This is a genomic window from Advenella faeciporci, assembly GCF_014652395.1.
Lineage (GTDB): Bacteria > Pseudomonadota > Gammaproteobacteria > Burkholderiales > Burkholderiaceae_B > Advenella > Advenella faeciporci.
The window spans coordinates 68,174-80,654 of record NZ_BMYS01000004.1; the positions used below are offsets into that span (position 1 = coordinate 68,174).

At 50.6% G+C, this 12,481-nt stretch carries 13 protein-coding genes; 9 read left to right on the plus strand and 4 right to left on the minus strand.

The genetic code is table 11. The annotated features are described in order from the left end of the window. The 6 genes from IE074_RS04495 to IE074_RS04520 all read left to right on the plus strand — a co-directional run bounded on the left by IE074_RS04495 (position 1) and on the right by IE074_RS04520 (position 5,501). Positions 1-936 carry an ABC transporter permease gene (locus IE074_RS04495; RefSeq protein WP_189384247.1) on the plus strand — a complete coding sequence of 312 codons (936 nt, stop codon included), beginning with the start codon at positions 1-3 and terminating at the stop codon, positions 934-936. After that, a complete protein-coding gene (locus IE074_RS04500; protein ID WP_189384248.1) occupies positions 933-1,871 on the plus strand; it encodes an ABC transporter permease in 939 nt (312 codons plus the stop codon). The genes IE074_RS04495 and IE074_RS04500 overlap by 4 nt, the downstream gene beginning before the upstream one ends. Positions 1,872-1,873: 2 nt before the next feature. Further along, entirely contained in the window at positions 1,874-2,878 is a 1,005-nt protein-coding gene (locus IE074_RS04505) for an ABC transporter ATP-binding protein (protein WP_189384249.1), read from the plus strand. Positions 2,879-2,918: 40 nt separating this feature from the next. Further along, positions 2,919-4,496 carry a peptide ABC transporter substrate-binding protein gene (locus IE074_RS04510; RefSeq protein ID WP_189384250.1) on the plus strand — a complete coding sequence of 526 codons (1,578 nt, stop codon included), beginning with the start codon at positions 2,919-2,921 and terminating at the stop codon, positions 4,494-4,496. A gap of 15 nt (positions 4,497-4,511) precedes the next feature. After that, positions 4,512-5,000, plus strand: a complete 489-nt coding sequence (locus tag IE074_RS04515) for a GNAT family N-acetyltransferase (RefSeq protein WP_189384251.1) — start codon at positions 4,512-4,514, stop codon at positions 4,998-5,000. A gap of 162 nt (positions 5,001-5,162) precedes the next feature. After that, the gene (locus IE074_RS04520; protein WP_189384252.1) at positions 5,163-5,501 is read left to right on the plus strand and encodes a YMGG-like glycine zipper-containing protein; all 339 of its coding nucleotides are present in this window, start codon (positions 5,163-5,165) and stop codon (positions 5,499-5,501) included. Between the two features lie 112 nt (positions 5,502-5,613). Here IE074_RS04520 and IE074_RS04525 read toward each other — a convergent pair whose 3' ends face one another. Both IE074_RS04525 and IE074_RS04530 read right to left on the minus strand, forming a co-directional pair. Beyond that, entirely contained in the window at positions 5,614-5,820 is a 207-nt protein-coding gene (locus IE074_RS04525; protein WP_189384253.1) for a heavy-metal-associated domain-containing protein, read from the minus strand. Positions 5,821-6,000: 180 nt separating this feature from the next. Continuing rightward, a complete protein-coding gene (locus IE074_RS04530; RefSeq protein ID WP_189384254.1) occupies positions 6,001-6,747 on the minus strand; it encodes a metallophosphoesterase family protein in 747 nt (248 codons plus the stop codon). 556 nt (positions 6,748-7,303) lie between these two features. Here IE074_RS04530 and IE074_RS04535 point away from each other — a divergent pair. The 3 genes from IE074_RS04535 (at position 7,304) to IE074_RS04545 (ending at position 10,588) form a co-directional block, all read left to right on the plus strand. After that, positions 7,304-8,311 carry a glycine betaine ABC transporter substrate-binding protein gene (locus IE074_RS04535; protein WP_373297765.1) on the plus strand — a complete coding sequence of 336 codons (1,008 nt, stop codon included), beginning with the start codon at positions 7,304-7,306 and terminating at the stop codon, positions 8,309-8,311. Between the two features lie 103 nt (positions 8,312-8,414). Continuing rightward, on the plus strand, positions 8,415-9,272 hold the full coding sequence (locus tag IE074_RS04540) for an ABC transporter permease (protein WP_189384255.1): 858 nt from the start codon (positions 8,415-8,417) through the stop codon (positions 9,270-9,272). Next, positions 9,269-10,588, plus strand: coding sequence for a quaternary amine ABC transporter ATP-binding protein (locus tag IE074_RS04545; protein WP_189384256.1), 1,320 nt, complete (start codon positions 9,269-9,271; stop codon positions 10,586-10,588). The genes IE074_RS04540 and IE074_RS04545 overlap by 4 nt, the downstream gene beginning before the upstream one ends. Positions 10,589-10,665: 77 nt before the next feature. Here the strand turns inward: IE074_RS04545 and IE074_RS04550 are convergent, their stop codons facing one another. Together IE074_RS04550 and IE074_RS04555 are read right to left on the minus strand one after the other, a co-directional pair. Next, entirely contained in the window at positions 10,666-11,427 is a 762-nt protein-coding gene (locus IE074_RS04550; RefSeq protein WP_189384257.1) for an ABC transporter permease, read from the minus strand. Further along, positions 11,424-12,368 carry an ABC transporter ATP-binding protein gene (locus tag IE074_RS04555; RefSeq protein ID WP_189384258.1) on the minus strand — a complete coding sequence of 315 codons (945 nt, stop codon included), beginning with the start codon at positions 12,366-12,368 and terminating at the stop codon, positions 11,424-11,426. Before IE074_RS04555 ends, IE074_RS04550 begins: the two co-directional genes overlap by 4 nt. Positions 12,369-12,481 lie beyond the last annotated feature (113 nt).

Genomic DNA, 12,481 nt, shown 5'->3' on the forward strand with positions numbered 1-12,481 from the left:
ATGAAAAGCTACCTCATCAAACGATTCCTGCTCATGATTGGCACGATTTTCACGATCGCTTCACTTACCTTTATCCTGATGCACCTGATTCCGGGCTCCCCCTTTGAACAGGACCGGCAAACCAGTGTCGCCGTGCAAGAGAACCTGCGCGCCTTCCACCAGCTTGACCAGCCCCTGTACATACAGTACTTCAGCTACCTGAAATCCATTGCCACCTTCAACTTCGGGCCGTCTATTTCCAGTCCCGATACCACCGTCAATGAATTGATTGGCCGCGGTTTTCCGGTTTCATTCGAGCTGGGGATGTGGGCCATTGGCATTGCCCTGGTTTCCGGCCTGGTGCTGGGCGTCATGGCGGCCTTACACCATAATGGCTTGATTGACCACCTGTGCATGGGCATTGCCGTACTGGGCATTTCCATCCCCAATTTCGTGCTGTCCACCCTGCTGATCCAGGAATTTGCCGTCAATCTGGGCTGGTTTCCGGCCGCCACATGGCGTACGCCCATGCATATGGTGTTGCCGGTAACCGCCCTGGCGACCGCCCCCATGGCCATCATTGCCCGGCTGATTCGCGCCAGCATGCTTGAAACCCTTACACAAGACTACATCAAAATGGCCCGTGCCAAAGGCCTGTCACCCATGCGGGTGGTTATCCGGCATGCCCTGCGCAATGCGCTCATGCCGGTCGTGACCCTGCTGGGCACCCTGATGGCCTCCATCCTGACCGGTACTTTCGTGATTGAAAAAATTTTTGCCATTCCGGGCATGGGGCGCTATTTCATCGACTCCATCAGCACCCGGGACTACCCCGTCATCATGGGCACCACCGTCTTCTACAGTGCCATTCTTGTTTTCATGCTGTTTTTGGTCGATATGGCGTATTGCCTGCTAGACCCCCGCATACGACTTAACCATCAAGAGGGGCAAGCATGAAGCAACACGAGCAAGGCGATTTTCCGCCCGAATGGCTGCAACCGGTCGTCAGGAACGCGGGTGATATCCACGTAACCATTGAGCGCCCTTACGTTTCCTACTGGCAAGATGCCTGGCAACGCCTGCTGCGCAATAAACTGGCCATGCTCGGGCTGGTGTTTTTGCTGGCCCTGGTCAGCATGGCCATTTTTGCCCCCTTGTTTTCCCCGTATTCGGCCGCTGCCCAAGACCTGAGAAACCAGAACCTCCCGCCTTCGGCCATGCACTGGTTTGGCACCGATGACCTGGGTCGCGATGTCTTCACCCGCACCTGGCAAGGTGCCCGGATTTCACTGTTTGTCGGATTCATGGCTGCACTGATTGATTTTGTCATTGGGGTGGCATACGGTGGATATAGCGGCCTGAAAGGCGGCAAAACCGATACCGTCATGATGCGTATTGTCGAGATCCTGTATGGCCTGCCCTATTTGCTGATGGTTATCCTTTTAATGGTTGTCATGAAACCCAGCCTGTTCACCATTATCATTGCCCTGACCATTACCGGCTGGATCAGCATGGCAAGGATCGTGCGCGGTCAGGTCCTGCAACTTAAAAACCTTGAATTTGTCACGGCCTCACAAACCTTCGGTGCCAGCACCGGCCGTATTATCCGCAAAAACCTGCTGCCCAACACCATGGGTCCCATTATTGTGCAAATGACCCTGACCGTACCCAGCGCGATTTTTGCGGAAGCTTTCCTGAGCTTCCTGGGATTGGGCATCCAGGCCCCCCACGCCAGCTGGGGTGTCATGACCAATGATGCCTTGCCCGTTATTTTGTCGGGTGACTGGTGGCAATTGTTTTTCCCGGCCCTGTTCATCTCCCTTACCATGTTTGCCTTCAATGTGCTGGGTGATGGCCTGCAAGATGCCCTGGACCCAAAACTGAAGAAATAGCGATGAATACACCTGCCTTGCTTGAAATTCGACATCTTTCAATCCAGTTCCGCACCCATGGCGGACAGATTCATGCCGTACGTGACCTGTCGCTCACCGTGCGACCCGGTGAAACCCTGGCCATTGTAGGTGAGTCGGGCTGCGGCAAATCGGTTACCTGCAATGCCATCATGGGGCTGTTGCCAAAGCACTCCGCCAGGATTACCCAGGGTGAAATCCTGTTTAAGGGACAAAACCTGCTGGATCTGGATGCAAAGGCCATGCGCCAGCTGCAGGGCAACCGGATTGCCATGATTTTCCAGGACCCGATGACAGCACTGAACCCCACCCTGACCATTGGGGAACAATTAACCGAAGGCGTTATCAGGCATCAAAACCTGACGCCTGATATTGCCAGACAAAAAGCCGAAAAAATGCTTTCCCTGGTGGGTATTGCCAATCCACAGGAAAGGTTGGGCCAGTATCCGCACCAATTGTCGGGAGGCATGCGCCAGCGCGTGGTCATTGCCATTGCCCTGATGTGTGAACCGGAACTGCTGATTGCCGATGAACCTACCACGGCCCTGGATGTAACCATACAGGCACAAATCCTGGACCTGTTCAGCCATATCCAGGCCGCCACCGGCATTTCCATCATCCTGATCACCCATGACCTGGGGGTGGTGGCACAAATTGCCAGCCAGGTAGCCGTCATGTATGCCGGGCAGTGTGTGGAATCGGGCTCCCAACGGGATATTTTCTATCATCCGCAACACCCTTACACCCAGGGTTTGCTGCAATCTGTCCCGAGACTGGATATGGCGCGCGAAAGCCTGCGTCCGATTCCAGGGCAGCCACCCGATCTGTTTTCACCGCCACCGGCCTGCAGTTTTTACCAGCGATGTCCCAAGGCCCTGGTTATTTGCAACAAAGTACCTCCCAAACTCACTACAATCAGTCACACTCAACAAAGCCTGTGCTGGTTGCAAGACTTACGCACCCGTAGTAATTTATCCGCCTGCCTGTAAAACAGGCAATCATGCAACTGCTTACCGAAGGATATTCTCCATGAAACAAAAACTGTTGGCTGCCTGTCTTGTAACCGTTTTGGCGACCACCCTGTCTGGTCCCGCTTTGGCTGAAAAAGTGCTGCGCCTGAACAACACCGAAGAGCCCACCTCGCTGCATCCAGCCGCCGGTTTCAACCTGATTTCATGGGAACCCCTCAACAACCTGGTTGAGGGCCTGGTCAGGCTGGATGGGCAGCATCTGGCTGCCCCGGCCGCCGCCGAAAGCTGGCTGATTTCCGAAGATGGCAAAACCTACACCTTCAAGCTGCGTGCCAACGCCAAGTGGTCCAATGGCGACCCGTTAACTGCCCATGACTTTGTCTATGGATGGACACACATGCTGGCTCCGGAAACGGCCTCGCCGGCCGCTTTTCTGGCTTACCCCATTGCCGGCGCCAAAGCCTTCAACGAAGGCAAAGGCCAGGATCTGGGCATCAAGGCACTGGATGAGCACACCCTGGAAATCACGCTGGAAGCGCCCAACGTGTCATTCCTTAATGTCATTACCAATCCCAACTTTGCACCGCTTAACCAGAAAGTGGCCAAATCCAACCCCAAATGGCATGCCGAAGCCAACACTTATGTCAGCAATGGGCCTTTTTTATTAAAAAACTGGGAGCATGCGCAAAGCATGCGTTTTGAAAAGAACCCGCATTACTGGGATGCCGGCAGTGTGCAAATTGATGCCGTGGATTTTGCCATGGTCAATGACCCGAACACCTCGTATCAGATGTATCGCACCGGCGAACTTGATCTGACTCCCTCGCCCCTGCCGTCTGCCCTGTATGATAAAGTCAAAGACCATAAAGACTTCAGGAATGTACCGCAGGCAGGTGGTTATTTCTTCCGTTTCAATACCCGAATGCCTCCTTTCCAGAATGCGGATATCCGCAAGGCGTTTGCCTTGGCCATCAACCAGGAAGACATTGTGAAATATGTCACCAAGCAGGGACGCCAGGCCGCTTACGGTTTTGTGGCGCCCGGTTTTACCGGCCCCAATGGCAAAGATTTCCGTGAAGAAAACGGCCATTTGCTAAGCACCAGCCCGGAAGCCGCCAAACAGCACCTTGCCAAGGGTATGGCCGATGAAAACTACAGCACCTTGCCCACGGTAACGCTTAGCTATATCAACAATCCCGGCGACCGGAAAATTGCCGAAGCCATGCAAAACATGTACCGGGAAATCCTGGGGGTGGATATCCAGCTGCAAAGCATTGAAAGCAAGGTTTTTTATGCCAAGCAACGCGGGCTTGAACTGCAATTTTCACGCAGTTCTTTCGTTAATGATTATGCCGACCCTTACAACTCGCTGGAAAGTTTCCTGGGCAACTCGTCCATGAACCGTACCGGTTGGACAAACCCTGAATACGACAGGCTGGTTGGCCAGGCCAACACCGAACCGGATGCCCAAAAACGCTGGAACCTGCTTTTACAGGCTGAAAAGATACTGTTTGACGATATGCCCATTTTCCCGCTTTTTTTCTATAATCAAATTTATCTGCAAAAAGAAAACATCAGTGGAATACTGCGTCACCCCGTTGGCTATATCGATTTGAAATACACCCAGATTAAATAAAAGTAAGGAATACTCATGATCGACCTCATTATTGCCGATTTGGAAAACCCTGCTCATGCTGCGGCAATATTAACTGTCTTGAATGATTACGCTTCCGACCCCGCAGGTGGTGGGCAGGAGTTATCAGCCCATGTACAGAAAAACCTGATTGCCTCCCTGAAAAAACGCAGCAACATCTACACGATTCTGGCCTTCCGCCAGCAACAGCCAGTCGGGATAGCCTTATGCATGGAAGGTTTCTCTACTTTTGCCTGCAAGCCCCTTCTTAATATCCACGATTTTGCGGTATTAAGGCCCTACCGTGGCCAGGGTATTGGCAAACTCATGCTTGGCCGGGTCAAACAACTGGCCAAAAACCTGGGTTGCTGCAAAATCACCCTCGAAGTCCTTGAAGGCAACACGGTGGCACGTCATCTATACGAAGAAGAGGGATTCCTGGACAGCCACCTCAATCCTTCCATGGGAAAAGCACTGTTCATGCAATTTCCCATGGAAACGGAATAATCTGCCTAATTGGCCACACCCTGGCCATGCTTGTTTTTTCAACAGGTTTCCAAAAGGCCTAATAGCCAACTATAGAAACATCTGTTGCTTACAATAACAACCCAACCTCCTTGCATTTGAGATGATGAGCTTGACATGGTTTTACATTGCAAGGAGTGAGTGATGAACATCAAAAGCCAAAGCCGCATTATCCTGATTGGCCTGTTCAGCCTGGCTATTACCGGATGTGCCGGATATGACCGTTATGGCTACAACGGTAACCAACGCACAACCGCCACTGTGGGTGGTGCAGCATTGGGTGGTTTGGCGGGTGCCGTTGTTTCCGAAGGGGATCCTTTTGTTACTGTGGGTGGTGCAGCCCTTGGGGGCCTGATTGGCAACCAGCTTTACCGGGATGATGACCGCTCATACCGCCGTAGCCGCGATCGCGATGACAGATACTACCGGCGCACATACGATAATAACCGCCGATACAGGGACAATCGCCGTTACTGGGATTAGTCTTCCGGTTTAACGATGATGCCAGACAAGCTGTTATGGACTGAAAACGCCTTGGTACCTGGAGAATCCCCTGCACCAGGGCGTGTCATATCATGGTAATGGATTATCGCTTTCAAACCACATCATAGCCGGCGTCTTCAATGGCTTGCCTGATTTGTGCCGGGCTGACCTGGCCATTGGTGCTGACTTTCACCTTTTTTTCTTCAAGACTGACCTGTGCAGCCTCTACACCATTTATTTCCTCCAGGGCTTTCTTGACATGCGCAACACAATTGCCGCAAGTCATGCCATCCACCTTAAACTCCAATTCTTTTTCCATGGTAGGTTCCTATTGCTTAAACAAGGTTGAAAATACACGCCTATCTTAAACCTTCTCATAATGGTAATGTCAAGACAGGTATGGTGAAAATCCCATCCAGCCCCCAAACAGTTGCCTGATCACACAATTACCATCTGCCGGCACCATCCATTCACACAATACCAAAACCGTTATCCGCGATTAACTGCCGTGCATTATCCTGGCCACCCGGTTTTCATGCAGGCCATCCATTTCACCGGGCAGGATTATGCGGCCATCCAGTGCCGTGACCCCCCGATAACCCACCGAATAGGTGCAAAAACCCATGCGCACATAATGGGCGCTGTAATCGTAATTATCATGATGATGGCCATGAAAATGCGTGTGTACACCCAAATGGCGGGCCAGGTGATCCAGCACCTGAAAGCCGAAACGGTTACACGAGGGCGCCTCATGGGTCACCAGCACATCGGCATTTTCTTTTAACAAAGCCTCGTACTCAGATGGAAAAATCGTGCTACGATGCCGCAAGTTCACGCCATTTCGCCAGCCGGCCCGAAAGCCGCCCCGGGCAATAAACTCTTCGGGAGAATAAAAATTCCAGCCGGATTTGGCCGGATCCCAGATTTTTCCGCGAAAAACACCACCCAGGCCGGCAATCCGCACACCCGCCACCTCACACACCCGGCCGCTTAAATTACGGTGTTTCAATTCGGACAGAAACAGGTTGTCGTATTGCTGTTCGGTATCGGTATCGTGATTGCCGTGAATCCACCAAACTTCAGTCAGATTGATAATATCGGCCAATTGCTCATGAAACGGATACGGTGTTTGTATATCTCCCAGAAACACAATGGCCTGCGGCCTGATTTGCCTGACAATATCAGCGCAATGATCAAAGCCGCCATGCGTATCTCCAAAGAAAAGAATTTTATTGTCTGTATCCATAAAAATTTATTTGGCGTCTGTTTCGTTGAGAAAACCATGAACCTGGCCCTTCTCTTCCTCCTGAACCTAATCATAGCTTAATTTGGCATTTTGTTAAGACCAATCCTGCTACAAATTGCCAGACACGAATCAAGCCTTCATTTCATTTGGCTGGCATAAACGGTGCCACCCACAACAGCAACTGATAAACCATTATAAAAACCAACAAAAAAACATCCCAACATAAAAAACATCACCTTTTTGTTAAAAAAAACCGTAAAACAAAATAATTTTAAACATTAAACAATTATTTATTTACAAATTAAATAAAACAAATAAAATGGAAATACTTGATAAATATGATTATTTTTGTTAAACTAGAAGTCTTAACAAAAATTTATATATTCAAATTGTGTTCATCATGTAATAAACATGATTTAACCTGTCAATGGGTAAATTTATTTCACCCTTCAATTAATGTTGGTATGTATCGACGGCAGCGCCGTTTTCCGCACACCCTCTTTGGCAAGCACAGTTATTTTTCAGTAACCTGCGAAACTTAAGGAGGCTTAGCGCCATGCTTAAACCTACTAAACTCATCTCGGCAACCATTTTTTCCATGGCTACCCTGGGCCTGGCCCAATCTGCCCAGGCTGCTGACACCCCTCAATGTGAAGTTAACCGCCCCATCAATATTGGTGGAATGACCTGGGAATCCAATCTTATTCTGGCAGAACTTGAAAGCTATATCCTGCAAAAAGGTTATGGTTGCAAAACCGATATCCTGCCAACAGAAACACTGTCAGCCATCGCTGCACTGGAACGCGGCGATCTCGACATCAAACCCGAAATCTGGCTTAACAGCGAACGCGACCCCTGGGAAAAAGCCGTCGCCACCGGTAAAGTCAAAGCCATCGGCTCACTTTTCACAGGCGGTGAAGCCTGGTACATACCCAAATACACGGCAGAAAAATACCCTGACATCAAAACCCCTGCCGACCTGCTGAAATACAAAGACAAATTCAAAGACCCCGAAGATCCATCCAAAGGCCGTATCTTTGGCTGCCCGGCCGGCTGGAGCTGCGAAGTGGTCACCAATAACCTGCATAAAGCCCTCAAGCTGCAAGACGATTTCAACATGTATTCACCCGGCACCGGCGCAGCACAAAAAGCCGCCCTCATGTCGGCCTACAAGCGCAAACAGGATATCGCCTTTTACTACTGGTATCCAACACCACTGGTTGGCTCACTTGAGCTGGTAGAACTTGAACTGCCCGAACACGATGAAAAAACATTTGCCTGTTTAACTGCCATCGATTGTGAAAATCCACAACCTTCTGCCTATCCAACCACACCTGTTTATACTGGCATTAACGTTGAATTTTCCAAACAGGCTCCTAAACTGGCCGAGTTTCTAACTAAAATAACCCTGCCCGTTGACGTCCTTGATGCCGCTTTGGCGCGTATGGAAGAAACCGGTGATGAAGCCAGTGACATCGCCACATGGATCCTGAAAAGCCATGCCAACACATGGACCCAATGGGTTCCTGAAGACGTCGCAAAACGTGTCCAGGCTTCACTGTAATATAAACCCGTCACAACAATAAAAACATGAGCTTGCTCCGGCCCTTTCCTGTACAGGACAAGGCCGGAGCAAGCTCCATCATTAATTAAAAAACGGATCTTATATGTTTCCCGAAATCATTTCATCCCGCAGTGTGCGTGACAGCATTGACGGTTTTGTCGATTACCTGGTCATGAATTACGCCGACGGCTTAAATAGCATGTCCGAACCCATTCTTGCCGCTCTGGTATGGCTGGAACAATTATTGCGCAACGCACCCTGGTGGAGCATCATTATGCTCACCATGCTTCTTGCCTATGGCATGAGCCGGCGCATTGCATTCAGTTTTGGCATGGGTGCCATGCTCTTTCTGCTGGGTGCCATGGGGCTTTGGGACGCCGGCATGCAAACCCTTTCGCTCATGATCATGGCAACCGGTCTTTCCATTATTATTGGCATTCCCATGGGCATTCTCATGTCCAAATTCGACCGTTTCCGCTCTGTCATGCTACCCGTACTGGACGTGATGCAAACGATGCCCAGCTTCGTCTACCTGATCCCTGTCGTCATGCTGTTTGGCCTGGGCAAAATACCAGCCATTATTGCCACCGTCATTTATGCCGTGCCACCGGTTATCCGATTAACCGACCTTGGCATCCGCCTGGTTGACGCGGAAGTCCTTGAAGCCTCCCGCGCCTTTGGTGCTTCCAGTACCCAGCAGCTTTTTGGTGTCCAAATTCCCCTGGCCCTGCCCAATATCATGGCAGGTATTAACCAAACCACCATGATGGCGCTTTCCATGGTGGTGATTGCCTCCATGATTGGTGCGCGCGGCCTGGGTTATGAAGTATTGCTGGGAATTAACCGCCTTGAAGTGGGCCGCGGCCTGCTGGCAGGGTTGGGTATTGTCATTCTTGCCGTACTGTTTGACCGGATTACCCAGTCTTATGGAAAACGCAAACAGATCAGGGGTGCACGATGAGTAAAATCGAAGTCAAACATATTTACAAGATCTTCGGCAAGCACCCTGAAAAATGGCTTGATGCCGTCAAACAGGGTATGAGCAAGGAAGAGTTGCTGGCCAAAAGCAAACATACCCTGGGCCTGAAAGATATTTCGCTGAACATTGAAGAAGGCAGCATCTATGTCATCATGGGCTTGTCAGGATCAGGCAAATCCACGTTAATCCGCCACTTCAACCGGCTTATCGAACCCACCGCAGGGCAGATCCTGGTTGATGGCACCGATGTGACCACGCTGGGAAAAAAAGAACTGGAAAAATTCCGCCAGAAAACCATGAGCATGGTGTTCCAGCGCTTTGGCCTGCTGCCCCATAAAACCACATTGGAAAATGCCGCCTACGGACTGAATGTCCAGGGTATAGGCAAAGACAAGGCACAGGAAACCGCCCGCTACTGGCTTGAGCAGGTTGGCCTGGCCGGTTTTGAAAACCAATACCCCAGCCAGCTGTCTGGCGGTATGCAACAACGGGTAGGCTTGGCCAGGGCCTTGGCCACCGATGCTGAAATTTTGCTCATGGATGAGGCTTTTTCGGCCCTTGACCCGCTGATTCGCCGGGAAATGCAAAACCAGCTGCTGGAACTGCAATCCCGCCTTAACAAAACCATCGTATTCATTACCCACGACCTGGATGAAGCATTGCGGCTGGGTAACCGGATTGCGATCTTAAAAGACGGTGAACTGATTCAGGAAGGTACGCCCGAAGATATCCTGCTGTCGCCCAACAACGAATATGTCGAGGCATTCCTGCAGGATGTAAACCGCAGCAAGATCCTGAATGCCGGTCATGCCGTTAATAAAACCCGTTTGGCACTTACCATGCGTACCCGCCCCCTGCTGGCACTGGAAAGAATGAAGCAGTATGATTACCAGTTTGCGCCGGTTCTTGATGGTAATCTGATTGCCGGTATCCTGCATTTTAGCGATGCCGAACAGGCCGTCAGAAGCGGGCTGCGTGACATTTCCAGTCTGGTCAAGGATATCATCAGTGTACCGGCCAGTACCGGTCTGGATGCCGTGCTTACCCACATGCTGCAGTCTGATCAGCCGGTGGCGGTTACCGATGAAAACGATGAATTCATTGGCATGATGTCACGGGCCAAAGTAGTGGAACTGGTGACGACCGATACCCCCAACACCGACAACAGCAATGGCGCCGGCAGCGACCCTGAAAACCCAGATATTGCCAGCGATGACAATCCTGCTGAAAAACCCGCTAATGCAACGGGCCATACTGATAACAGCAGTCAGGCCGACGATACCGGTAAAAGCGCCTGACCTCAACCTGGCAAACAGCCCCTTGAATCTTGGTTTTCCAAGTATTTAAGGGGCTGTTTTTATTAGCTGAAAAATGTTTATTGCTTAAGCTTGTAACCGGTCCTGAACAGCCAGGCAATAAAACCAAGGCAAACAAACAGGAACACCACGATCATGCCCAGGCTGATATAGTGATTGACGTCAGACACGCCATAAAAACTCCAGCGAAAACCGCTAATCAAATACACCACCGGGTTCAGCAGGGCGACTTTCTGCCAGAACTCGGGCAACATATTAATGGAATAAAACGCCCCACCCAGAAAAGTAAGCGGTGTAATCACCATCAGCGGAATGATTTGCAGTTTTTCAAAGCCTTCCGCCCACAAGCCAATAATAAAGCCGAACATGCTGAACGTGACCGCCGTCAGAAACAGAAACAGCAGCATCCAGACGGGGTGCTGTATTTCATAATCCACAAACAATCTTGCCGTTAGCAAAATCAAAGCGCCAACCATTATCGATTTGGTCGTTGCCGCCCCCACATAACCAATAACCACTTCCACAAAAGATACCGGCGCCGACAGTATTTCATAAATGGTTCCCGACCAGCGTGGCATGTAAATGCCAAAAGAGGCGTTGGAAATACTCTCGCTAAGCAGGGAAAGCATGATCAGGCCCGGTATGATAAAAGCTCCGTAACTGACTCCGTCCACCTGCCCCATGCGCGAACCAATAGCCGCACCAAACACCACAAAGTACAGGGAAGTGGACAATACCGGCGAAGCAATGCTTTGCGTCAGGGTCCGGAAAGCCCGGGCCATTTCAAATAAATAAATAGCTTTGATGGCATACCAATTCATGCTGGCTCCTTGACCAGATTGACAAAAATTTCCTCAAGCGAACTTTCTTTTGATTTCAGGTCGGAGAACTCAATCTGCGACTGGCCCAGCCGCTTCAGAAATAACGCAATACCACCGGAACCGCCCTGCTCCTGCCGGGTATCATAGGTATAAACCAATGTTTTTCCCTCATCGGCCAGGCTCAGCTGAAATTCCGCCAGTTCTGGCGGAATAAACATCAACGGCATGCTCAGCTGCACATGCAACTCTTTTTTGCCCAGCTGGCGCATCAGGGTTGCTTTTTCTTCCACCAGCACAATTTCACCATGGTTGATCACGGCAATCCGGTCAGCCATATCTTCAGCTTCCTCAATGTAATGGGTCGTCAAGATGATAGTTACCCCGTTTTCCCGTAAACGGCGTACCATACGCCACATATCATGGCGAAGTTCCACATCAACCCCCGCGGTGGGTTCATCCAGAAACAAAATGGCCGGTTCATGGGACAGGGCCTTGGCGATCAATACCCGCCGCTTCATACCGCCGGAAAGGCTCAAGAGTTTATTGTTGCGTTTGTCCCATAAAGACAGATCGCGCAAGACCTTTTCAATATGGGCCGGGTTGGCCGGCTTGCCAAACAGGCCCCGGCTGAAACTGACTGTGGCCCAGACGGTTTCAAAGGCATCGGTATACAGTTCCTGGGGTACCAGGCCAATCCTGGGGCGTATCTTCCTGGCATCCCGGACAATATCCATGCCATCAACGGTTACCGTACCGCCGGTTGCATTAAGCAAACCGGTCACAATACCGATCATCGTGGTTTTACCGGCGCCATTCGGACCCAGCAAGGCAAGGATTTCTCCGCGCCGGATATCAAGACTGACCCTTTTAAGCGCGCTGAAACCGTTTTTATACGTTTTGTCCAGATCCCTGATGGACACAATCGTGTCTGCTTTTTCCATGCTTTTTTCCTGATGATTGACTTGCTTGCCTGACTGCGGATTGAATACCAACGTTTCCAGCAGTCCCTGATTGCGCTATGATTATTCCATCTTTTCAATATCCTTCATATTAC